This window comes from Klebsiella sp. MPUS7 (genome assembly GCF_009905335.1).
GTDB lineage: Bacteria > Pseudomonadota > Gammaproteobacteria > Enterobacterales > Enterobacteriaceae > Klebsiella > Klebsiella grimontii.
The window spans coordinates 2,166,242-2,187,737 of sequence record NZ_CP047604.1 but is presented as its reverse complement, the minus strand read 5'-3'; the positions used below and the strand labels follow the sequence as shown (position 1 = coordinate 2,187,737).

The window sequence follows — 21,496 nt, the reverse complement described above, 5'->3', positions numbered from 1 at the left end:
TAAAATAAACTCAATAATGAAATTTAAATTCCATAACCAGGTGTGTTAACAAATGTGATATATATCATAATTTTAACAATTCACTTCCCTGATGTCGCCGTGAAAGGGGGTAATCAATCATAAAAATTACTTTATATATCAGTTAATTATAAAAACAACCTTTATAGACACATAGATGTTACAGATAAGCCACAACGACAAAGCGAAATAAAACTTTCAAAATGTGATCTGTTTGCACTTTTGTTTCAGTTACAGCGGTAATAATACCCTCTCACTAAACGCACCCTGACCACCTTGATGGTGCAGCAGAAATCCAAACCCCGGAGGATGCAATGAAGGAAGTGAGATCAGGAGTTATCAGAACCGTTTATGTTGGCCCTTGCCATACCATCCGTTCATACCACAACGCTGCCCGGGACATGTTGAACCTCACCCATCCCGGAGGACAAAACCCCGCGTATACCGATGATTCATCATTCATCAAAAAGAAACCTCTTTGACCGGTTTTATTTAGCGCGCTGCAATCGCGCTGGATAGGAGCACTCAGGGCAAAAAACCATTTTATGTCAGCCAGGCTTCATAAAGCGAAAAGACAGAGCGTGGTTGGGATGGGATGACACATTTTTATCTCGTGCCGTTAATCAAAACAAAAGGTATAAAAATGTCTCTTATTATGAATCTGAACCTACAGCAGAGAAAGCGACTACACCAAATAACCTTAGTAGCGACATTCGGTGGCCTGTTATTCGGTTATGACACCGGCGTTATTAATGGCGCATTTTCCTCACTGAAACAATATATGGCCTTGACCCCGACCACAGAAGGTCTGGTCATGAGCGTGTTGCTGATCGGCGCCGCGCTAGGTAGCGTTTTCGGCGGAAAATTCGCGGATTTCTTTGGCAGAAGAAAGTACCTGCTCTTTTTATCCTTCATCTTTTTCATCGGCGCCTTAATGTCCGCGCTGGCGCCGGACATTACCGTACTGCTTATTTCACGTTTCATCCTCGGCTATGCCGTCGGCGGAGCCTCGGTCACCGCGCCCACCTTTATTTCTGAAGTGGCGCCCACCGAAATGCGCGGTAAGCTGACCGGCTTAAACGAAGTCGCCATTGTTATCGGGCAGCTCGCCGCCTTTGCTATCAACGCCATTATTGGCATTCTCTGGGGCCATCTACCGGACGTCTGGCGCTATATGCTGATGGTGCAGACGATCCCCGCCATCTGCCTGTTTATCGGTATGCTGCGGTCGCCGGAAAGCCCGCGCTGGCTAATCAGTAAAAACCGTCATGAAGAAGCGCTGGAAATATTAAAACAAATCCGCCCGCTTGAACGTGCAACCAAAGAGTTCAACGATATCACCACCTTGATTAAGGCCGAGGCGGACAAAAAGCTGCATTCCCAGAACGCCTTTATCACCATTCTTCAGACGCCGTGGATTTTCAAACTCCTGCTGGTCGGCGTGATTTGGGCGGCGCTGCAGCAAACCACCGGGGTCAACGTCATCATGTACTATGGTACTGAGATCCTCAGCAGCGCCGGCTTCTCAGAAAGAACCTCCCTCATCTGCAACGTACTCAATGGCGTGTTCTCCGTCGGCGGCATGCTCTTTGGCGTGCTATTCCTCGTTGACCGTTTTAAACGTAAAACCATCATTATTTATGGTTTCGCGCTGATGGCCACCCTGCACCTTATCATTGCCGGCGTAGACTACACGCTGGTCGGTGACATCAAAGCAACGGCAATCTGGCTGCTCGGCGCGATGTTCGTTGGCGTTATGCAGGGAACCATGGGCTTTATCACCTGGGTGGTGCTGGCGGAGCTTTTCCCGCTGAAGTTTCGCGGACTGTCGATGGGCATATCGGTATTTTTCATGTGGGTGATGAACGCCATCGTCAGCTATCTGTTCCCATTATTGCAGGCCAAGCTCGGTTTAGGTCCGGTATTCCTGATTTTTGCCGCGATCAACTACCTGGCGATTGTCTTTGTGATAACGGCGCTGCCAGAAACATCGAATAAATCGCTGGAGCAGCTGGAAGAGGAGCTGTCGGCAAATAAATCTACTGCAGGATTCAATACGGCCACCAAGGAAAGCGGATTATGATCGATACTATTACGCAGGATAATCTCCATCTGTCGTGCCGGGCGAAAAATAAAGCGGAAGTGCTGGCCATGATTGGCGCGGACTTCAGGTCCAGAGGGTACGTCAGCGAAGATTGCGTGGCGTTTCTTGCCGAAAGAGAGCGCCAGGTCTCCACCTTTTTGGGTAACGGCATTACGCTGCCGCATCTGCCTAAATCAGCCACCAGCATCATTGTCAAAACGGGGGTGGAGATTTATCAGTTCCCTGACGGCGTGATCTGGGACAGAAATAACGTCATGTTTATTGCCATTGGCGTGATCGCCAAAGAGAGTGAGCATATTGATGTGCTGAGAGAAGTGGCGTCGATCTTTAGCGACGAAGTCATCGCCAGAGCGCTGTCGTTGATTGCCAATAAAGAGGATTTTTTAAGGATCCTCCAGCAGAATCACTAAGCACGGCCATCGCCTGATAAAAGCCTGCTTACGCGCAGGCTTTTTGCTTATTCAGGGTAGACGTCGCGCTTAGCTGCCTTTGTAGGTGGAGTAGCCGTACTGGCTGAGCAGCAGCGGAATATGCAGCTTTTCATTGGTACGCGTCACGGTAAACAGTACCGGGATCTCCGGGAAAAACGTCGCCAGCTTCTGTTTGCTGAAATCATCGCCGGTTTTAAAGGTCACTTTATAAACCCCCGGCTGCATATCCCCTTCTGCTGGATACAGCGATTTAATACGCCCATCGTTATCCGTGACGCCGCTCGCGAGCGCCGTCCATTTATCCGCCTGCTGTTTTTCAAGGGTAACGGTCACACCCGACGAAGGCAGCCCCGTCTGCTGATTGAGGATATGCACGCTGAGCGTCCCGACGGGGGCGCTAAACGCGGCTGGAGCGACAGAGATTGCAGATAACAGAATCAAACTGGATAATTTTTTCACGATCTTTTCCCGTTGTGAATAATAACGTTCAAACGTTAGCACCTGGGCCGCTAAAATATATTCAACTTTTTGTGATAATCGCCTTAACGAAAGCAGGACGAGGAAAATAGCGAGCACATTCGAAGTTATAGAATTATCTGAATATAATGTGCATCCCTGGGGCGTGAATAAAGGCCCGCTCGCTTGCGCTATACTTATTTTCTCCGCGTTCACAAAAGGACTTCACATGAAGATTTGGCCTGTTCTGACGGGTGTTGCTATCGCATTAACGCTCGTCGCCTGTAAATCCCCTACGCCGCCCAAGGGCGTCCAGCCGATAAATAACTTTGACGCAAGCCGTTATCTGGGGAAATGGTATGAGGTGGCCCGGCTCGAAAACCGCTTTGAACGCGGTCTGGAGCGGGTTACCGCGACCTACGGTCAACGGAAAGACGGCGGTATCAGCGTTCTCAACCGCGGTTACGATCCGCGGAAACAGAAATGGAGCGAGAGCGAAGGTAAAGCGTATTTCACCGGCGCGCCGACCACCGCCGCGCTGAAAGTCTCCTTTTTTGGCCCGTTTTACGGCGGCTACAACGTGATTGCGCTGGATAGCCAGTATCAATATGCGCTGGTCAGCGGCCCCGATCGCGGCTATTTATGGATCCTGTCGCGCACGCCGACCATCCCGGAATCCGTGAGGCAGGAGTATCTCGGCATTGCGCGGGAGCTCGGTTTCCCGGTCGAAAAGCTCGTCTGGGTGAATCATCGATAGCGCCGGGGATAGTTCGCGGGCCTCTTTTACCAACATTATCTTCAGCCAACCTGAGGTCTGAAGATAATGTCGTAAAAGGGGGTGATAATGACAGAGTTATTGCTGGGGAGCCGCAGCCGCATCGTCAGCGCTTTTCGCGGGAGCGATACTCTCTTTAATCTCTTTGGTTTTATTCGCGGCATCGCTGGCAAGGTTATTCGCGTCAACAATCGCGTTGTCTTTAATTTTTCCCGCTTCCTGGACAATTTGATCGCTTTTCTGTCGGGCATCCTGCTTAACGGCATCGGCCTGAGCTTGCGCCTGCTGGGCAATAGCTTCCGCTTTTTTATCCGCTTCCGCCTTGATGCTGGAGGCCTGGCTGCTGAGGCTGTTGGCCTCGTCCGCCGCCTGTTTTTTTATCGCGTCGATGTGTTTATCGGCTTGATCCTTAATTGCCTCGGCTTTATCGGACGCCGCCTCTTTAATTTGTTGCGCATTGTCTTTAGCTTTATCCAGATTGGCATCCACTTTTGATGAATCATCACAGCCGGCAAGAAATAAGCATACGGCAGAAGCGATCAGCGTTTTACTCCAGAGTTTCATAGTCATTCCTTTATTTATCCATATCCCCGTAGCGGGAAGAGCATTGCAGCAGGGTTACCAGGATAATTCTCATGACAATTGTGCCACGAAGTTATTTAGCCCCAATACTTAACCCCGCATCCCTTTATTTATAATCGCTAACCAGGCAGAGTCAAGTTCCTGGCCCAGGAACGCTGCGGATATAAAAAAACCCGGGCGGGTGCCCGGGCTTGTCGCTGAAAAAATAGCTTATGCCGTGACGGCGGATTTGGCCAGCGTCGGGCCGGCTAGCGCCAGCCGGGCCCCGGCGTCGGTATCGCTGTATTGCTTAAAGTTATCCATAAACAGCTGCGCCAGGCTCTCGGCCTTCTCCTGCCATTTGTCGGCAGAAGGCCAGCCGCTACGCGGGTCAAGCAGCGCGCTGTCGACGCCGGGCACGCTCTGCGGGATAGCGAGACCGAACACCGGCACGGTTTCTTCACGCAGCTCGCCGGTGGTACCGTTTAAAATCGCGCTGATGATATTGCGCGTATCGCGCAGCGAAAGGCGCTTGCCTTCGCCGTTCCAGCCGGTATTAACCAGCCAGGCCTCGGCGCCGGCCTCCGCCATTTTGGCCGCCAGAACGCTGGCGTACTGCGTCGGGTGCAGCAGCAGGAACGCCGCGCCGTAGCAGGCGGAAAACGTCGGCGTCGGTTGAGTAATGCCGCGCTCGGTGCCGGCCAGCTTCGAGGTGAAACCGGACAGGAAGTGATACTGCATCTGCTCGGTCGTCAGGCGGGATACCGGCGGCAGCACGCCAAACGCATCGGCGGCGAGGAAAATCACCTTCGACGGATGGCCCGCGCGCGACACCGGTTTCACGATGTTTTCAATATGCGATAACGGATAAGAGACGCGGGTATTTTCAGTCTTACTGCCGTCGGCGTAATCCACGCTGCCATCGGCTCTGACCACCACGTTTTCCAGCAGCGCGTTACGGCGAATCGCGCGATAGATTTCCGGCTCGGCCTGCGGGTCAAGATTAATGGTCTTGGCATAGCAGCCGCCTTCGAAGTTGAACACGCCGTCATCATCCCAGCCGTGCTCGTCATCGCCGATCAGCTGACGCAGCGGATCGGTGGAAAGCGTGGTCTTACCGGTGCCGGAAAGGCCGAAGAACAGCGCCACGTCGCCCGCTTCGCCGCGGTTCGCCGAGCAGTGCATCGAGGCAATTCCCCGCTGCGGGAGCAGATAGTTCATCACCGAGAAGAGGCCTTTCTTCATCTCGCCGCCGTACCAGGTGCCGCCGATCAGCTGAATTTTTTCGCTGAGGTTAAACGCGACAAAGTTCTCGGAGTTAAGCCCCTGCTCTTGCCATTTATCGTTGGTGCAGCCCGCGCCGTTGAGGACAACGAAGTCCGGCGTAAATTCCGCCAGTTCCTCGGCGCTCGGCGCAATAAACATGTTTTTCACAAAGTGCGCCTGCCAGGCCACCTCGGTGACAAAGCGGACGCCGAGGCGCGTCGCCGGGCTGGCGCCGCACCAGGCATCAACAACATACAGTTTCTTGCCGCTCAGCTGCCCGGCGACCAGCGCCTTCAGGTCAGCCCAGATTTCGCTGCTCAGCGGCTTATTATCGTTGCGGCCCAGGCCGGAATCGGCCCACCAGACGGTGTCACGCGTCAGCTCGTCCCTGACGATATATTTGTCGCGCGGCGAGCGCCCGGTAAAGATCCCGGTATCCACGGCAACCGCCCCGGACTCGGTCATGACGCCGCGCGCCGCGCCGGTTAATTCCGGGCTGGTTTCATGCGCAATCAGCAAGTCGTAATCGGGGTTATAAAACAGCTCGCTGCTCTCCTGAATACCGAGCGAAAGAAGAGCGTCTTTTACTGATTCAATACGTGACATGGCACTCCTGACAAACTATTGGCTGGATAAGATGCTATTAGGCTATTTCAACCTGTCAGTGAAACGGATGGATTTATTTTAATAAAAAACCATCGGGTAATTAAATAAACAGGATGAGCAGACCAGAGCCGGCGATTTAAAATCGTGCTCGTGTAGGGTTTCGCCTGTACTTTAGACATATCGCTTACACGAATAAGTCATAAGCTAACTCTGCAAAAAATGTTAACACCTGTAGATAATTATGTTAATTGCATAGTTTCTATGCGTTATGCTAAAATTGCATAGCTATTATTGCAGGGGTGGGGAAAGAGTCTGTGCTGGCGAATCTGGAAGTAAAATGGCTTTACGATGTGATTGCCCTTGAGGAGTCCAGAAGCTTTACGCTGGCGGCAAAAAGCCGGAATATCTCACAATCCTCGTTCAGCCGCCGGATTCAGGCGCTTGAGGCCTCGCTGGGCTTCAGCATCTTCGACCGCTCGGCGAACCCGCTCCAGCTCACCAACCGCGGAAAGATTTTTATCGGCTATGCGCGTAATATGCTCGACGATATGGACTTCCAGATCAGCCGAATTAAAGGGCTGAACAACACGACTCAGAAAATAAGAATCGACGCGGCGCCTTCGCTTTCCGTTTTATTGCTCCCCGAAATTATCGCCGGTTATACCGACAGAAAGAATAAAACTTTTCATGTTGAATCGATTAACGTCAACGACGCCGTGTTCAATCTGAAAGAAGGCAAGAGTGATTTTATCCTGTCGTTTTATAATGAAGAGCTGATGAACTATCCGTTTATCAATCACAAAATATTCGACTCGGCGCTGCATCTCGTCTCCCCCTGCGATAAACACGGCAGGCCGCTTTTTAATTTGCACCGCGGGGTGCTGCCGCTGATGAAATACGCCAACGACAGCTATATGGGTCGCCAGGTGAACCAGGTTATCGACCGCAAGCCGGAGATTACCTTCTCGTTAACCTTCGTATCTTCCATGAGCGAGCTATTAAAACGCATGATCCTCAACGGCGACGGGGTGGGTTGGCTGCCGCAGTACTCGATCAAGCGCGAGCTTGAGGAAGGCCGCCTGGCGATTATGGATGCGAGCCTGTCGCTGCCCATCGGCGCCTACATCTATCGCTCCGGCGCGCGGCTCAATCAGTCCGCCGAGCGTTTCTGGCAGCATATTAAGTCGACGAGCGCCGTGAGCGCATAATTCGCCTGGCGGCGGAAAATTCGCTATCATCCGCATCCACTCCTTATTCGCGCAGCCTGATGTCTACGATTATCGATACCTTTATCGCCCCGCCGTGCCACGCTGAAATCGACATACTCTATCAGGATGAGCATCTGCTGCTGATCGATAAACCCGCAGGCTTGCTCAGTCTGTCAGGGAAAAATCCGCGCAATCTCGACTCGGTACATTATCGGCTGGTACAGCAGTTTCCCGGCTGCGCTCTGGCGCATCGTCTTGATTTCGGCACCTCCGGGCTGATGGTGATTGCGCGCAACAAGGTCATCAACGCCGCCCTCTGCCAGCAGTTCAGCCAGCGTGCGGTGAGCAAAGTCTACAGCGCGCTGCTGTGCGGGCATCTGGCGGACGATGAAGGTACCATTGACGCCCCGATAGCCAAAGATCCGGCGCTGTTTCCGCTGATGACGATTTGCCCGCGCCGCGGCAAGCCAGCCCGTTCCGGCTATCGGGTGGTTGAGCGCCTGCGTTATCAAGATAGCGTGCCGGTGACGCGGGTCCAGCTGACGCCGGAAACCGGCCGCACCCACCAGCTGCGTATTCACTGCCAGCAGCTTGGTCACCCTATTCTGGGCTGCGACCTCTACGGCGGTCTGCTACTTCCGGGAACAGAACAGGCGCCGCGCCTGATGCTGCACGCCAGCGAACTGCATTTCATGCATCCGGTTAGCGGAGAGCGGATCGATGCGATAAGTCCCTGCGGATTTTAACTCGCCCCACTCGCCAGCCCCTGTACCGAATCTCTCCCGCACGCTGATTGACGTCGACGCTTTAATTCGAATCGCGGCATTGCAAATGCAAATATCATATTTGCTCGTTAATCACCGCCTCTGTAGCTTGTGCTCTATTCATGCTTTTCATGAAAGAACATTCAGGGCGCAACGGCTTTATGATTAAACTCGATAATATTCGCAAGACCTACCCCGGCAGCGCGCATGCGGCTATTCGCGGCCTTAGTCTGGTGATTAATAGCGGCGAACTGTGCACTTTCGTTGGCCCCAGCGGGTGCGGAAAAACAACCATACTGCGGATGATTAATCAGCTGGATGTTCCTGATGCCGGTGACGTATACGTTCAGGGCGTTAAGCTTGCCGCTGCCGATATTATTCAGGTGCGCCGCCAAATTGGCTTTGTCATGCAAAGCGCCGCCCTCTTTCCACATCGTACGGTCGCGCAAAATATAGCCACGGTTCCGCGCCTTCTCGGCTGGAGCAAAAAGCATATCCAGGCGCGCATCGACGAATTAGTGGATTTGATGTCTCTCGACCGCAACGTCCTGCCCCGCTATCCGCACCAGCTTTCCGGCGGCCAGCAGGGGCGCGTGGCGATCGCCAGAGCGCTGGCCGCCGATCCGCCTGTTCTCCTGATGGACGAACCTTTTGCCGCTATCGACCCGGTCGTTCGCGAGCGCCTGCAGGACGAGCTGCTGTTGCTGCAACAGCGCCTGCGCAAAACGATCGTCCTGGTGACCCATGATATCAATGAAGCTATCCGCCTTGGCGATAGAATCGCTATCTTCCAGGAGGGCGGCGAGCTGGCGCAGTTCGCTACGCCTGACCATATTTTGTCGCATCCGGCCAGCGACTTTGTGCGCCGCTTTATCGGCCCCGAACCGAATCTGCAACGGCTGGGGAGAATTCAGGTCGGACAGCTCCCGCGCCATGACGTGCCGCTTATTGATGAGAGCCTCTCCCCCATCGCCAGCCCGCATCCGCCGGTCGCCAGTCCGCTGCGCCTGGTGCTGGACAAAAAACGGCGTCCGCTAAACTGGTTCGATCCGGTTAAGCGCCGGACGCTGCCGGTCGACGCGCCGCTGGCGGCCATCAACACGCTGCGCTTTGCCTACAGCGCGCTGCTGGATGCCCCCGGCGGCGTAGTGGTTCATGTCGATGCCGACGGTGAATATCAGGGCAGCATCTCCCACGCTCTGCTGCAGAACGTGCTGGAAGGCCACGTGGATCTTCGCCGCTATGATTGACTGGCTGTGGATCCTCGACAACAAAATCATGATCGGTGAACTGCTCTGGCAGCATGTACAGCTGGTGATCGTTTCGCTGTTTTTCGGCACCCTCTTCACCGGCGTATTGATTAGCCTGACGCTGCGCTGGCCCGCGACCGCCCAGCCGCTGATCTACCTGTGCGGGATCCTGTTCACTATCCCGTCTCTGGCGCTGTTTATTCTCTTACTGCCGTTTACCGGACTGTCGCTGATGACCTCAATTATTGGCCTGACGCTCTACTCGCTGCTGATCCTGCTGCGCAACGTTATCGCCGGAATAGAGAAACTCCCGGCGACGGTGCTGGAGTCGGCGCGCGCGCTGGGCTATACCCGCTGGTTTCGTTTTGTCGATATAGAGCTGCATCTGCTGCTGCCCTCGCTGTTCGCCGGGTTACGCATCGCTTCGGTGACGCTGGTCGGACTGGTGACGGTCACCGCCTTAATTGGCCAGGGCGGTCTCGGGCAGCTTCTGTTAGCCGGGTTTAACCAGAACTTTGTCACGCCTATCGCGGTCAGCCTGGCGCTCAGCGTTGTGCTATCTCTGCTGTTGGATTCGCTGATTGCCCGCGTCGGCTATTGGCTAACGCCGTGGGCCCGCTAATGGATATCCTGCAAGCAACGTTTCACTGGTTATTACAACCGCAGCACTGGACAGGCGATGCGGGAATATTACTTCGCCTACGTGAACATCTTTATTATGTGCTGATCAGCATAGTCGTTGCCTCGGCGATTGCGCTGCCGCTGGGGATTATTCTCGGCTACTGGCGCAAGGGCGCGTTTGTGATTATTAATCTGTTTAATATTGGTCGCGCCATTCCCTCTTTAGGTTTAATCCTGTTATGCATTATTGTGTTTGGCTTTAATGATATTCCGGTATTTACCGCGCTGGTGGCGATGTCGATTCCGCCGATCCTCACCAACGCCTGGGTTGGCATTTATCATGCCGACCGTCAGCTGTGCGATGCGGCAAAAGCGCTGGGCATGACGCCGCTCCAGAGCCTGTGGCAGCTGCGGATACCGCTTGCCGCGCCGCTGATACTCGCCGGCCTGCGGACCGCGCTGGTACAGCTGATCGCGACCGCCGTCGTCGCCGCCTACGCCGGCCTTGGCGGCCTCGGGCGCTTTCTGATCGACGGACTTGGCCAGCGCGATATTCCCCAGGTTATTGCCGGTTCGCTAGTGGTATCGCTGCTGGCCATCGGCTGCGAACTGCTTTTTTCATTACTCTCCCGGCGCATCGTCCCGGCGCCGGTCGCGCAAATAAATTAATTCCCCAACAACAAAAAACCACCTGCAGGTAAAGAGGTATTATGAAGCAGCTATTTGGCATTTCCGCGCATCGTCGCCGCTTGCGTCTTTCGGTATTCACCGCGGGATTATTAAGCTTAAGTTTTAACGCCCTGGCGCAGAACGTCACCATTGGCGGAGCGAATTTCACCGAAAGTTCAATCCTTGCCAATATTTACGCCAGCGCACTAAAGAAAAACGATATTGCGGTGAAAACCCGCCTTAATCTCGGCAATCGCGAGATTATTATTCCGGCGCTGCAGAGCGGCGAAATTGATATTGTTCCGGAATATCTCGGTGCCCTGCTGAACTATTATGACGGCAAAACGCTGGCCACCAGCCAGAGCGACGTTAGCGCTGAGTTAGCCAAAGCGCTGCCGGCGGACTTTACGCTGCTCACCCCCTCCCCGGCCTCGTCCATTACCGCCTGGGCCGTGCGCGCGGAAACGGCAAAAAAATATCACCTCAGCAAGCTTTCCGACCTGCAGCCCGTGGCCCATCAGCTGACTATCGGCGGCCCGCCGGAATTCCCGGTACGCGCCCTGGGCCTGCCGGGCCTTAAGCGCGTCTACGGGCTTGAATTTAAGGCGGTGAAATCTCTGGATATGGGCGGTCCGCTGACCCGTCTGGCGCTTAACTCCGGCAAAATCGACGTCGCCACGGTCGTCTCCACTCAGGGCAACCTCGCAAAAGAGGATTGGGTAGTCCTGGAGGATGATAAGCATGAACAGCCAAGCCAGAACGTGGTGCCGCTGGTGCGCAAAGCCAGCCTGACGCCGAAAATCAGCGAAGTGCTCAATGAGGTCTCCGGCAAGCTGAACAACGCCGCGCTGATCGAACTTAACCAGCAGGTCGATCTGCAGCATAAAGATCCGGCAGCGGTGGCCGAACAGTGGGTCAAAACGCACCTCAACGGCAACTGATCGCCGCCATGCCAGGGAAGGCATCACCTCCAAATGAGCCGAGAAAATGCCAAATAATCCTATGATCCTGAACCTTTTCTTCTTCAATCCCCAGGGTGACTACCGCTTTTCCTGGCGTCACCCGCAGGCGCCGGAGAAGGAAATTTTCAGCCTCAAGTACTATGCCGATCTGGCCCGTAAAGCGGAGGCCGCGACGCTCGACGCCATTTTTGTCGCCGACCATATCGCTATCTGGGACACGGTGCCCAGCGGCTTAACCCATTACGCCAACGCCCGGCTTGAGCCCATCACTCTTCTCTCGGCGCTGGCGGCGGTAACAGAACATATCGGCCTGATGGGCACGGCGTCCACCTCTTATAACGAGCCCTATAATCTCGCCCGCTATTTCGCCTCCCTTGATTTTCTCAGCAACGGGCGGGCCAGCTGGAATATCGTGACCTCATGGCTGGAGGAGGAAGCGGCCAACTTCGGCCTTGACCACCTGCCGCAGCACGGCAGGCGCTACCAGCGCGCCGGTGAGTTTATTGATGTGGTCACTCAGCTGTGGGACTCGTGGGAAGACGGCGCGGTGCGCTATGACAAAGCCAGCGGGCTGTTTGCCGATTCCAGTAAGGTGCATCATCTTGATTTCGCGGGCGAGTTCTTCCGCGTGCGCGGGCCGCTGAACGTCCCTCGCCCGCCGCAGGGGCATCCGGTCCTGGTGCAGGCCGGCTCGTCTGAGGCGGGTAAAAATCTCGCCGCCGCCTGGTCAGATATGCATTTTGTGTTTATCAAATCTATCGCTGAGGGGCTGACCTACCGCGAAGAGATGAACCAGCGTTTGCGCAGCCACGGCCGCGATCCGGCGCATTTCAAAATCATCGCCGGCGTTTTACCGGTGGTGGTGAATTCAAACGCGGAAAAGGAGGAACGCCAGCGTCTTAACGAGCAGCTAATGAGCGACCAGATGGCCATCGACCTGCTCTCTTCCTATCTGCGCATGGATTTATCCGCTTATCCCGTCGACCAACCGCTGCCGCCGCTGCCGGAGGAAGAGACCTTTGATGGGATCCGCACCGCCCTCAGGCTGATTCGTGATTACGATCCGCGATTGACGATCCTGGCGTTGGGCAAGCTGCTGTTGCAAAGCTCCGATAGCTGGCTGCTAATCGGCAGCGCCGAGGAGATCGCCAGCGCGCTGACGGAAACCTGGCGCGCCGGCGCCGCCGACGGTTATAACCTGATGTTCCCGCTGCTGCCGGGGGACTTCGACCGCTTCGTTGAGCAGGTGGTGCCGATTCTGCAGCGCAGCGGCGCGATGCGGGATCGCTATCCGACCGGCACGCTGCGCGAGAAGCTGGGCCTGCCGGTCGTCGAAAACCGCTTCGCCCGCCGGGATGGCAAACCGCAGGCGTCATAGCGGGGCTTCTGCTTATTTCCCCGGTGGCGGCTGGCGCCTTACCGGGGCTACGGGTTCCCAGCCGCCCGCGGATCGGTAGCCCGGACAGATGCGCAAGCATCGCCTCCGGGAAATTCAGCCACTCTGCGCTCTGCTCCCGGGGGCGGCGCTCAACGCGCCTTGCCCTGGCTACGGGTTCGCAGCCGCCCGAGGGCCGGTAGCCCGGACAGATGCGCAAGCATCGCCTCCGGGAAATTCAGCCACTCTGCGCTCTGCTCCCGGGGGCGGCGCTCAACGCGCCTTGCCCGGGCTACGGGTTCACTGCCGCCCGCGATCGGGTAGCCCGGGAAAATTGCCGCCTACAGCCGCACGACGCCTCTGGCCGCCGCCTCATCACGCCACGCCAGCAGCGGCTGATAGTCCGCGCGCCGCATATCGCTGTAGCCGCAGATAAACAGCGCTTCGCAAAGCGGCCGGTAGCGTTCATCGCTCACCAACTGCTGCAATGCCTCTCTCAGCAGCCCCAGCGTCGCCGCGGACGTCGTCGCCGACGTAATCAGCGGCAGACCCGGGGCGAGCGGGCTATGTGCAATCACCACCAGCCCCGCTAGCGCCTCCGGCTGATGGCGCTGCAGCAGCGCCCAGCTCACGCAATCAATGGCGGCGATATCCGCTGTCCCCTGCTGAAGTTCACGCAGCGACTGACGATGGCTGCCGCTAAACGCTACCGCCGAGAAGAAACGCCCATCGCGCGACAGCGGCGCGACCATTTTTAACAGCACGTTATAGCCGGACTGGGAATCCGGCGAATTGCACGCGACCCGACGCCCGCGAAAATCCGCCAGCGTCTGCCGGCTCTCCGCCTCACGCACCACCAGCAGGCTGCGGTAGTTCCGCCCTTCGCACCCCGGCGCCGAATAGTGAAAACAGCCCACCGTTTGCGCTGCCGGCAGCCGCGTCATCAGCGGATAACCGCAGGTCTGGCTCAGCAGCAGCGCCGGATGGCGCCAGTGGGTCAGCAGATCCTCAGGTACCTGATATGACAGCGTATCCTCATCCACCACGCCACGGGCCGCCAGCAGCTGCCGCACCGCCCGCCAGAGCGCCTGAGTATCCTCGTCATTCACCGCGTACATCGGAAACGCCAGCCTTTCACTCATGGTCTTTATCCGCCTTACCCTGCTGGTTGAACCCGGGATGAGCATTCACCGCCACCGATCTGGCAAAAAAATGCCGTAGCCATTCACCGTAACCGCGCACCACAAACCCGGCGTTGCGCCGCTGGTAGTCCGCCTGATTAAACAGATAGATTTTTCGCAGCCCGTACCACGGCACGCCCGGCAAATCGTGATGCACTGAATGGTAGTTGAGATTGAGAAACAGCACCCGCCAGACCAGCCCCGCTTCGTTAATCACCGAACGGGCCAGCGGATCGTCCGCGGCGCGGTGTTCAAGGAAAGAGCGCACTTTGGTCAACGCCAGCGCCGGGTAGCTGATAGCCAGCACGAAATAAAGCGGCGAAAAGCCGAGGTGATTCATCCACGCGAACAGCGCCGCCAGCAGCAGGCCGTGAACCAGCCACATCGCTATCACGTTCACCCGCCGGTGACGAAATGCCGCCAGCGCGCTGGCGAGCGTCTGGGCAATATCCAGCAGCGGCGCCACCAGCAGCCTGCCGAGAAACGTATTGCGCAGATGAATAAGGCTGCGCTGCCAGGGGGCAAAACGTCGCCAGCTCTGCGGCGTAAAATAGTAGGATTCCGGATCGTCAACGGGCTGCGTCAGCAGCTGATGATTATGATGCGCCAGGTGCGAGTCGCGATACAGCCCGTAGGGATACCAGACCGCCAGCGGTAGCGTCCCCAGCAGCTGATTAAACCATGGCCGCGACGTGGGGTGACCGTGAATAAGCTCATGCTGCAATGACATATACCAGGCGGTGAACCAGATGAGCAGCAGCGTGGCGGGGAAAATCCCCAGCTCGCGCCACCAGGCCAGCGAGGCAAACCAGCCGCCGTAGACGGCAACGATCAGCAGCCAGGTGGGCAGCTCGCTGCGCCACAACCAGCTACGGGAAAACTGATGAATCCGCTCACGCTGCTGCGGATGCAGATAGACCGACCTGCTTTTTGCCATTCCTGCCGCTACCTTTTCGCGTTATCTTTTGTCCCCCGAAGATGTGAGATAACGCGTTAAATAACAAAGAAGTTAAATCACTTAGCTTTGCCAAAAAATGACCTTACCCTCTGTCGAACACGGTGATATAGCGCCACCCGGCAAAAATGCTCACGCCTGCGCAAACCAGCAGCGACGCTCCCAGCGATTGCCCCCACCCGGCCGCGAGCAGACCGGCGCCAATCAGCACATAATAAAACAGGCCGAAAAAGGCGCCGGCGGTGCCCCGACAGTCGCCGTAGGCGCTCAGCGCCGACCCCAGCACCAGCGGGATCGCCATGGCCCAGGCAAGGGTGACCAGCGCCACCGGCGCCACAAACCAGATCGATTCCCGCAGCACGTACACCGCGACGCCGCCGACGAAGTGCAGAATGCAGGCGATGGCGAGTATCCGCCCCAGCGGGACATGCTGACGCAGCAGCACGCGGTTAAGCAGCGCGCCGAGCAGCGAACCGGCGGCAAGCGCCATGCCGCTGTAGCCAAAGGTCAGGGTATCAAGATCGAATCGGGCGAACAGAAAGGGGGCCAGGCTGTAGTAGCTGAACAGGCTGACGTTAAATGCCGCCACCAGTATTGCCGCCAGCGCAATATATTTATCCCCCGCCATCCGCCGCAGCACGCGAAGAAACGGCTCCCCAGCGCGATTTTGCGGACGCGTTTCCGGCATCAGCCGCAGGCAGCCCAGCAGGAGCGCGGCGGCCAGAAGCGCCAGCGCGCTGAAGACGCCGCGCATCCCCCAGATGGCGGTCAGTCCGCCGCCAATATAGACCCCGACGGCCGGACTCACCGCCAGCGCCAGGCCGATAAACGAAAAAATCTCCGCCAGCTGCCGCCCGCTATAGCAGTCCCGCAGGACCGTCTGCGTCACTACGGAGCCGGTTGCCGCGCCAATAGCCGTCACTATCCGCGCCGCCAGCAGCAGCGAAAAATCCGCGGCCCACAGCGCCATCAGACATCCCATCGCATAAACGCCCAGTCCGGCCAGCAGAGCCGGACGCCGACCGTAGCGATCGCTGAATCCGCCCCACAGCAGTACGCCGACGGCAAAACCGATAAAGTAGACGGAGAGGGTTTGCGCCGCCTGCGGCGCGCTCACGGAAAATTGGGCGCTGATATCGGTCAGCGCCGGGCTATAAATCGTTTCCGCTATTTGCGGAAACATCAGTAGCGCGGTCACCAGCACCCGCGCGGCACGTCCCAACATATCCACCTCCTGATAAACAAGAGGCGCTATTGTAGGCAGGCCGTTTTTCGAACATTATAAACATAATGACTTTAAATATCGGAAATCAGACATTATGGCCTGGCTTGACGCTGATGCGGCATTCGATCCAGATACCTTAAAAACTCACCTGATTGGCGTGCAGTCGGCGTTAGGGGATCACGATTCCGGTAGCCACCAGCATAAGATGGCGCAGATTCTGTTTACCCGTCAGGGATGCGTCCGTTTGACCCTTAACGATGGCGCCCTGCTGTGCCTGCTTCCGCCGGGGCGCGCGGCCTGGATCCCCGCCGAAGTCCGCCATCGCGCGGAGATGAAAAACATTGTCGACTATCGTTCCGTCTGGTTTCAGCCGCAGCGTTACCCTCAGTTGCCAACGCAGTCGGCGATACTCAACGTGGTGCCGCTGCTGCGCGAGCTATTAGAACGCATCAGCGCCAGCCCCTGGGATACCGACTGGGAAGCCGAACCGGCGCGGCATCTTGCCGCCCTGTGCCAGGCGGAAATTCGCCTCGCGGCCCGGGAGCCGATGATGCTCGCGCTGCCGCAGGATAAACGGCTGGCGATGGTTTGCGGCGACGCGCTGCCGCCGGCGCTTGGGGCGCTCGCTGCCCGCTGCGGCGCCAGCGAAAAAACCATCAGCCGCCTGTTCCGCCGCGATACCGGGATGACCTACCAGCAGTGGCGACAACAGTGGCGATTAATGAAAGCGGTCGAGATGCTGGCAACCGGGGAGCGCATCACCGATACGGCACAGGCGCTCGACTTCGCCAGCGATAGCGCTTTTATCTACTTTTTCCGCACCATGACCGGCATGACCCCGGGGCGCTATTTTTCCGCCTGATTCTGGCCGCCCGGCGTAAACGGCGGCAGCTTGAGAAAGGTGCTTTGCAGCCCCTCGGACCACGCTTTGCGAATGGTATTGAAATAGGGATCGCTTTCGGTGATCCGATGCTGTTCGGCGCTGCTCAGGCTCCCGCTGCGGTACAGCAGCGTGTCCAGCGGCAGCCCCACCGAAAGATTACTGCGCAGGGTGGAGTCGATCGAGATCAGCGCGCAGCACATCGCCTGCTCCAGCGGAGTATCGATGGTCAACACCCGGTCGATGATCGGCTTGCCGTATTTGCTCTCGCCAATCTGGAAATAGGGCGTGTCGCGCGTGGCTTCGATAAAGTTGCCTTCCGGGTAGATATGAAACAGCCGGTGCGTTTCCCCGGCGATCTGCCCGCCGAGCAGCAGGTTGCAGTTGAAGTTGGTATTGCCGCAGTTCTGCTGATTGCTGCTGTCGCGCTGAATCACCTCCTGCAAGGTTTTACCGATCAGCATCGCCGCGTCGTATAACGAGGTCACCTGCATCAGATTAGGCTCCTGCTGGGTACGAATGCGGCCGCTGAGCAGGCTAATCACGCTTTGCGTGGTGGCCAGGTTGCCCGCCGACTGCAGCACCATGACCCGTTCGCCATCCTGATGGAAAACGTGCAGTTTTTTAAACGTTGCAATATGGTCTACTCCCGCGTTGGTGCGGGAGTCTGAGGCAAATACCAGTCCATCTGACAAACACATAGCCACACAGTAGGTCATCGTTTTTCGTTCCTGCCGTTATTGCTGCTGCGCCTGCTGCGAATGTTCGCGCACTTCAGCGTTAGTTAACATGATTTCTCCCCCGCCGCCGAGGCGGGTGCCGCGAACCGGGCACGCATCAAGATAGTCCAGCCCGGTCGCCAGCCGCAAATGTTGATTGAGGCTGCGCGTGTTATTGGTGATATCAAACGACTGCCAGCGCTCGTTGAGCCACACTTCGGCCCACGCGTGCATGGCGACGTGCTCGGCATTATCGCTGTAGACGTAGCCGCTGACGTAGCGCGCCGGGATCTCCAGCGCCCGGCAGCAGGCGAGAAACACGTGGGTGTGATCCTGGCAAACGCCCTTCGCGCGCGCAAAGGCATCGGCGGCGGAATCCTGCACCTGCGTGGCGCCCGGCGAATAGGGCATTCTCAGCAGTAGTTCGCCCATTAACTGGTTCAGGCTCTCTTCCTGCGCCTCGGGCTGATACCAGCGCTGGGCGAATTCGCGGATCGGGCCGTCAGCGCGCGTAAGCGGCGTACAGCGCAAGAAAACCAGCGGCGACAGCAGCTCCTGCGGCTCCGCGCCGATATCGTCCCCCTCTTCCGCAATATCGACGATCCCGCTGGCGCGAATGGTTATCTCTTTATGCGGATTATCCAGCGTCAGCACGTGCAGCACGTTGCCCCACGCGTCGGTGGTGGCGACGGCGGAACCGTCCGGCAAGGTCAATGACCAGGCGGTGATCTTCTGGCGACCGGTGCTGCGCGGCGTCAGGCGCAGATACTGGGTCGAAAACTTCACTTCTTCATCGTAGCCGTAGCGGGTCAGGTGATCGATAACCAGTTTCATAACGCCTCCAGATAGGTTTGTCTGATGCTGTCAGAAAGCGCGTTAATCCGCGCCAGCAGTGCATTAAGGGTGATCTGTAAATCGGCCTGCGCCAGATCGTCGCGGGTGCTGAAGCGCAGGTCGACGTTCAGCTGGTGCGCCAGGCGCAGCGGCAGGTGCGAGCGATCGTTGGCAATCTGCTCCAGCTGCCCGACGAGGTCGGAGATGCTCGCTCTTAGCGATCTCGGTACATCGTCGCGCAGGATCAGCAGTTCCATTACCGTCTCGCGGCTTACCGGCTGGCGGTAGATGCTGTTATAGGCCTCGCGGGCGCTGACCGCGTTGAGCAGCGTATCCAGCCGGTAGTACTCGCGTACCGGGTCGGGATCGCTGGTCAACTGCTGATCCTTAATCAACAGCAACTGCGCGGTGGCGGACGCCCGTTCGATCAGCGTCCCGATGCCGATAAAGCTCAGGGCGTCATTGCGCAGCAGCGTGCCGAGAATCGCACCGCGAAACAGATGCACCCGCTCTTTGACCCATTCAAAAAAAGCGTCATTGCCCAGCTCGCCGATCCCCTGCTGGCGCAGTTTTCGCAGCTCAATGCGCGTGGCGTTGATGCTTTCCCACACCTCCGCCGACAGGCTGCCGCGCACCGCGTGGGCGTTGTTCCACGCCATCTCGACGCAGCTGAAAATGCTGTACGGGTTGTTGCCGTCGAGGGCGAAAAAATTGAGCAGATTGCTCATGGTGAAACGCGCGTGGCGCGCCTGAAACAGCTCATGAGTCAGCGACAGATTGAGCGGCAAGGCTAGATCCCGCGACTGCTGGCTATGGCGGGGGATCATCGACAGCTTCCAGGTTACGTCCAGCACCCGGGCATAGCTTTCCGCGCGCTCAAGGTAGCGCGCCATCCAGAAGAGTTCACTCGCTGTGCGGCTTAACATGATTCATCATCCTCCATCACCCAGGTATCCTTGGTGCCGCCGCCCTGCGACGAGTTCACCACCAGCGAGCCTTCGGTTAGCGCCACCCGGGTCAGGCCGCCGGGAACCAGGCGGATCTCCTGGCCGGAGAGCACGAAGGGACGTAAATCGATATGGCGCGGCGCTAGCCCCTCGTCAATAAAGGTTGGGCAGGTCGACAGCGCCAGGGTGTCCTGGGCGATATAGTTGGCCGGATTCGCCAGCAGGCGCTGGCGGAACGCTTCGCGCTCCTCTTTAGTCGAGCGCGGACCGACCAGCATGCCGTAGCCGCCCGCGCCGTGAACCTCCTTCACCACCATCAGTTCAAGATTGCTCAGCACGTAGCTGAGATCCTCCGCTTTACGGCACTGCCAGGTGGGGATATTGCTCAGGATCGGCTGCTCGCCCAGATAGAAGCGGATCATCTCCGGCACGAAGGGGTAGATCGATTTATCGTCGGCGACGCCGGTGCCGATGGCGTTCGCCAGCACCACGCCCCCGGCGCGATACACCGACAGCAGCCCCGGAACGCCCAGCATCGAGTCGGCGTGGAAGGCCAGCGGGTCAAGATACGCGTCGTCGATACGCCGGTAAATGACGTCCACCCGCCGCGGCCCCTCGGTGGTACGCATGTACACCGCCCCGGTTTTAATAAACAGATCCGCGCTTTCCACCAGCTCAACGCCCATCTGCTGGGCCAAAAAGCTGTGTTCAAAATAGGCGCTGTTAAACCGTCCGGGCGTCATCACCACCACGCACGGATCGTCCACCAGCGAGCTTTCACGCAGCGTTTGCAGCAGATAGCTGGGGTAGCGTTCGACCGGCGCAATGTGGTGCTGTTCGAACATTTCAGGATACAGCCGCATCATCATTTTGCGGTTTTCCAGCATATAAGAGACGCCGGAAGGCGTGCGCAGATTATCCTCCAGCACGTAATACTGGCCGTCGCTGTTGCGCACCATATCGACCCCGGTGATATGGGCATAGGTGTTATTGGGTAAATTTATCCCCTGCATACAGGGCTGATACTGTTCGTTCGCCAGCACCTGCTCGGCCGGGATCAGCCCGGCGCGGAGGATGTTTTGATCGTGGTAAATATCGTAAAGGAAAGCGTTGAGCGCTTTCACCCGCTGGCGGATGCCGCGGTCAATCCGCTGCCACTCGCCGGCGGGAATAATGCGCGGCACGCTGTCAAATGGGATCAGTCGTTCGGTGCCCTCATCCTCACCGTAAACGTTAAAGGTGATGCCGATACGGTGAAAGAGCAGCTCCGCCTGCGCTTTTTTCTGCCGGATAGAGAATTGATCGGTACTGCGAAACCATTGCCACCAGGCGTTATAGTGCTGACGCTGCTCTCCCTGTGCGGTAAGCATCTCATCATAATAATGCCCGTCAGGAAGCGTTATTTTTATCATGGCCGTCTCCTCCGGTTGTACTCACTTTGAGGTAATCCCGGTAAGAGATAAGCATTAATTATGCCAGGTAGCGCAGCGCGGCTGCTGGGGGTAACGTTATCGTGCCGCCGCGCCCAATTGAATAAAAAACAACCAGACGCTTTGCTTATTTATGGTTTGTTGGACGCCCGAAATGCACCAATATGGGGCGTCCGTTTCCGCTTTGCCGCCTGCGCCCGTCCCACATCGCCGAGGGTACCCAACCCGTCGGGCCATTCGGTAAAAGGCGCTCCTCTGG

General features: G+C 57.2%; 21 protein-coding genes. 11 read left to right on the top strand and 10 right to left on the bottom strand.

Features of this window, described 5'->3' with window-relative positions:
* Positions 1–661 precede the first annotated feature (661 nt).
* Positions 662–2,101: a sugar porter family MFS transporter gene (locus GUC22_RS10315; RefSeq protein ID WP_004133618.1), complete on the top strand. Its 1,440-nt coding sequence runs from the start codon at positions 662–664 to the stop codon at positions 2,099–2,101.
* On the top strand, positions 2,098–2,532 hold the full coding sequence (locus GUC22_RS10310; RefSeq protein WP_004133620.1) for a PTS sugar transporter subunit IIA: 435 nt from the start codon (positions 2,098–2,100) through the stop codon (positions 2,530–2,532). Before GUC22_RS10315 ends, GUC22_RS10310 begins: the two co-directional genes overlap by 4 nt.
* Positions 2,533–2,601: 69 nt before the next feature.
* On the opposite strand, the gene uraH is transcribed toward GUC22_RS10310, so the two are convergent.
* Positions 2,602–3,012 carry a hydroxyisourate hydrolase gene (uraH, locus tag GUC22_RS10305; RefSeq protein ID WP_024357847.1) on the bottom strand — a complete coding sequence of 137 codons (411 nt, stop codon included), beginning with the start codon at positions 3,010–3,012 and terminating at the stop codon, positions 2,602–2,604.
* A 226-nt stretch (positions 3,013–3,238) separates the two neighbouring features.
* On the opposite strand from uraH, the gene GUC22_RS10300 reads away from it, so the two are divergent.
* Entirely contained in the window at positions 3,239–3,766 is a 528-nt protein-coding gene (locus tag GUC22_RS10300; RefSeq protein ID WP_004133622.1) for a lipocalin family protein, read from the top strand.
* 96 nt (positions 3,767–3,862) lie between these two features.
* Here the strand turns inward: GUC22_RS10300 and GUC22_RS10295 are convergent, their stop codons facing one another.
* Positions 3,863–4,348, bottom strand: a complete 486-nt coding sequence (locus GUC22_RS10295) for a hypothetical protein (RefSeq protein ID WP_024357846.1) — start codon at positions 4,346–4,348, stop codon at positions 3,863–3,865.
* 228 nt (positions 4,349–4,576) lie between these two features.
* Positions 4,577–6,217, bottom strand: a complete 1,641-nt coding sequence (gene pckA, locus GUC22_RS10290; protein WP_160183500.1) for a phosphoenolpyruvate carboxykinase (ATP) — start codon at positions 6,215–6,217, stop codon at positions 4,577–4,579.
* A 314-nt stretch (positions 6,218–6,531) separates the two neighbouring features.
* Here pckA and GUC22_RS10285 point away from each other — a divergent pair, with 314 nt between their 5' ends.
* The 7 genes from GUC22_RS10285 to GUC22_RS10255 all read left to right on the top strand — a co-directional run bounded on the left by GUC22_RS10285 (position 6,532) and on the right by GUC22_RS10255 (position 13,069).
* Entirely contained in the window at positions 6,532–7,425 is an 894-nt protein-coding gene (locus tag GUC22_RS10285) for a LysR substrate-binding domain-containing protein (protein ID WP_004133627.1), read from the top strand.
* A 59-nt stretch (positions 7,426–7,484) separates the two neighbouring features.
* Positions 7,485–8,171, top strand: coding sequence for an RluA family pseudouridine synthase (locus tag GUC22_RS10280; protein WP_004133628.1), 687 nt, complete (start codon positions 7,485–7,487; stop codon positions 8,169–8,171).
* 179 nt (positions 8,172–8,350) lie between these two features.
* On the top strand, positions 8,351–9,439 hold the full coding sequence (locus GUC22_RS10275) for an ABC transporter ATP-binding protein (protein ID WP_024357843.1): 1,089 nt from the start codon (positions 8,351–8,353) through the stop codon (positions 9,437–9,439).
* Positions 9,432–10,061 carry an ABC transporter permease gene (locus GUC22_RS10270; protein WP_004133630.1) on the top strand — a complete coding sequence of 210 codons (630 nt, stop codon included), beginning with the start codon at positions 9,432–9,434 and terminating at the stop codon, positions 10,059–10,061. The genes GUC22_RS10275 and GUC22_RS10270 overlap by 8 nt, the downstream gene beginning before the upstream one ends.
* Positions 10,061–10,729, top strand: a complete 669-nt coding sequence (locus GUC22_RS10265) for an ABC transporter permease (protein ID WP_004133632.1) — start codon at positions 10,061–10,063, stop codon at positions 10,727–10,729. Before GUC22_RS10270 ends, GUC22_RS10265 begins: the two co-directional genes overlap by 1 nt.
* Positions 10,730–10,770: 41 nt before the next feature.
* Positions 10,771–11,670 carry an ABC transporter substrate-binding protein gene (locus tag GUC22_RS10260; RefSeq protein ID WP_064410988.1) on the top strand — a complete coding sequence of 300 codons (900 nt, stop codon included), beginning with the start codon at positions 10,771–10,773 and terminating at the stop codon, positions 11,668–11,670.
* A gap of 46 nt (positions 11,671–11,716) precedes the next feature.
* Entirely contained in the window at positions 11,717–13,069 is a 1,353-nt protein-coding gene (locus GUC22_RS10255) for an LLM class flavin-dependent oxidoreductase (RefSeq protein ID WP_320077035.1), read from the top strand.
* 338 nt (positions 13,070–13,407) lie between these two features.
* Here GUC22_RS10255 and GUC22_RS10250 read toward each other — a convergent pair whose 3' ends face one another.
* The 3 genes from GUC22_RS10250 to GUC22_RS10240 all read right to left on the bottom strand — a co-directional run bounded on the left by GUC22_RS10250 (position 13,408) and on the right by GUC22_RS10240 (position 16,427).
* Positions 13,408–14,208, bottom strand: coding sequence for a phosphate/phosphite/phosphonate ABC transporter substrate-binding protein (locus GUC22_RS10250; protein ID WP_049130772.1), 801 nt, complete (start codon positions 14,206–14,208; stop codon positions 13,408–13,410).
* Positions 14,201–15,184, bottom strand: a complete 984-nt coding sequence (locus GUC22_RS10245; RefSeq protein ID WP_024357840.1) for a fatty acid desaturase — start codon at positions 15,182–15,184, stop codon at positions 14,201–14,203. The genes GUC22_RS10250 and GUC22_RS10245 overlap by 8 nt, the downstream gene beginning before the upstream one ends.
* Before the next feature lie 103 nt (positions 15,185–15,287).
* A complete protein-coding gene (locus GUC22_RS10240) occupies positions 15,288–16,427 on the bottom strand; it encodes a multidrug effflux MFS transporter (protein ID WP_064371827.1) in 1,140 nt (379 codons plus the stop codon).
* A gap of 94 nt (positions 16,428–16,521) precedes the next feature.
* On the opposite strand from GUC22_RS10240, the gene GUC22_RS10235 reads away from it, so the two are divergent.
* Positions 16,522–17,289 (top strand): AraC family transcriptional regulator, encoded by a 768-nt coding sequence (locus tag GUC22_RS10235; protein WP_024357838.1) that lies wholly within the window; start codon positions 16,522–16,524, stop codon positions 17,287–17,289.
* Here GUC22_RS10235 and GUC22_RS10230 read toward each other — a convergent pair.
* The 4 genes from GUC22_RS10230 to GUC22_RS10215 are packed head-to-tail and all read right to left on the bottom strand — an operon-like array spanning position 17,274 to position 21,219.
* Positions 17,274–18,026, bottom strand: a complete 753-nt coding sequence (locus GUC22_RS10230) for a proteasome-type protease (RefSeq protein WP_004121932.1) — start codon at positions 18,024–18,026, stop codon at positions 17,274–17,276. The genes GUC22_RS10235 and GUC22_RS10230 overlap by 16 nt on opposite strands.
* An 18-nt stretch (positions 18,027–18,044) precedes the next feature.
* A complete protein-coding gene (locus tag GUC22_RS10225; RefSeq protein WP_004121934.1) occupies positions 18,045–18,860 on the bottom strand; it encodes a transglutaminase family protein in 816 nt (271 codons plus the stop codon).
* On the bottom strand, positions 18,857–19,786 hold the full coding sequence (locus tag GUC22_RS10220; protein WP_004121935.1) for an alpha-E domain-containing protein: 930 nt from the start codon (positions 19,784–19,786) through the stop codon (positions 18,857–18,859). The genes GUC22_RS10225 and GUC22_RS10220 overlap by 4 nt, the downstream gene beginning before the upstream one ends.
* A complete protein-coding gene (locus GUC22_RS10215; RefSeq protein WP_024357837.1) occupies positions 19,780–21,219 on the bottom strand; it encodes a circularly permuted type 2 ATP-grasp protein in 1,440 nt (479 codons plus the stop codon). The genes GUC22_RS10220 and GUC22_RS10215 overlap by 7 nt, the downstream gene beginning before the upstream one ends.
* Between the last annotated feature and the right edge of the window lie 277 nt (positions 21,220–21,496).

What these genes read in the sequence shown, in the direction of transcription:
- GUC22_RS10315 (WP_004133618.1), top strand. Translation starts at nt 662, where the DNA reads ATGTCTCTTATTATGAATCTGAACCTACAGCAGAGAAAGCGACTACAC.
- GUC22_RS10310 (WP_004133620.1), top strand. Translation starts at nt 2,098, where the DNA reads ATGATCGATACTATTACGCAGGATAATCTCCATCTGTCGTGCCGGGCG.
- GUC22_RS10300 (WP_004133622.1), top strand. Translation starts at nt 3,239, where the DNA reads ATGAAGATTTGGCCTGTTCTGACGGGTGTTGCTATCGCATTAACGCTC.
- GUC22_RS10295 (WP_024357846.1), bottom strand. Translation starts at nt 4,348, where the DNA reads ATGAAACTCTGGAGTAAAACGCTGATCGCTTCTGCCGTATGCTTATTT.
- pckA (WP_160183500.1), bottom strand. Translation starts at nt 6,217, where the DNA reads ATGTCACGTATTGAATCAGTAAAAGACGCTCTTCTTTCGCTCGGTATT.
- GUC22_RS10280 (WP_004133628.1), top strand. Translation starts at nt 7,485, where the DNA reads ATGTCTACGATTATCGATACCTTTATCGCCCCGCCGTGCCACGCTGAA.
- GUC22_RS10275 (WP_024357843.1), top strand. Translation starts at nt 8,351, where the DNA reads ATGATTAAACTCGATAATATTCGCAAGACCTACCCCGGCAGCGCGCAT.
- GUC22_RS10270 (WP_004133630.1), top strand. Translation starts at nt 9,432, where the DNA reads ATGATTGACTGGCTGTGGATCCTCGACAACAAAATCATGATCGGTGAA.
- GUC22_RS10265 (WP_004133632.1), top strand. Translation starts at nt 10,061, where the DNA reads ATGGATATCCTGCAAGCAACGTTTCACTGGTTATTACAACCGCAGCAC.
- GUC22_RS10260 (WP_064410988.1), top strand. Translation starts at nt 10,771, where the DNA reads ATGAAGCAGCTATTTGGCATTTCCGCGCATCGTCGCCGCTTGCGTCTT.
- GUC22_RS10255 (WP_320077035.1), top strand. Translation starts at nt 11,717, where the DNA reads ATGCCAAATAATCCTATGATCCTGAACCTTTTCTTCTTCAATCCCCAG.
- GUC22_RS10250 (WP_049130772.1), bottom strand. Translation starts at nt 14,208, where the DNA reads ATGAGTGAAAGGCTGGCGTTTCCGATGTACGCGGTGAATGACGAGGAT.
- GUC22_RS10245 (WP_024357840.1), bottom strand. Translation starts at nt 15,184, where the DNA reads ATGGCAAAAAGCAGGTCGGTCTATCTGCATCCGCAGCAGCGTGAGCGG.
- GUC22_RS10240 (WP_064371827.1), bottom strand. Translation starts at nt 16,427, where the DNA reads ATGTTGGGACGTGCCGCGCGGGTGCTGGTGACCGCGCTACTGATGTTT.
- GUC22_RS10235 (WP_024357838.1), top strand. Translation starts at nt 16,522, where the DNA reads ATGGCCTGGCTTGACGCTGATGCGGCATTCGATCCAGATACCTTAAAA.
- GUC22_RS10230 (WP_004121932.1), bottom strand. Translation starts at nt 18,026, where the DNA reads ATGACCTACTGTGTGGCTATGTGTTTGTCAGATGGACTGGTATTTGCC.
- GUC22_RS10225 (WP_004121934.1), bottom strand. Translation starts at nt 18,860, where the DNA reads ATGAAACTGGTTATCGATCACCTGACCCGCTACGGCTACGATGAAGAA.
- GUC22_RS10220 (WP_004121935.1), bottom strand. Translation starts at nt 19,786, where the DNA reads ATGTTAAGCCGCACAGCGAGTGAACTCTTCTGGATGGCGCGCTACCTT.
- GUC22_RS10215 (WP_024357837.1), bottom strand. Translation starts at nt 21,219, where the DNA reads ATGATAAAAATAACGCTTCCTGACGGGCATTATTATGATGAGATGCTT.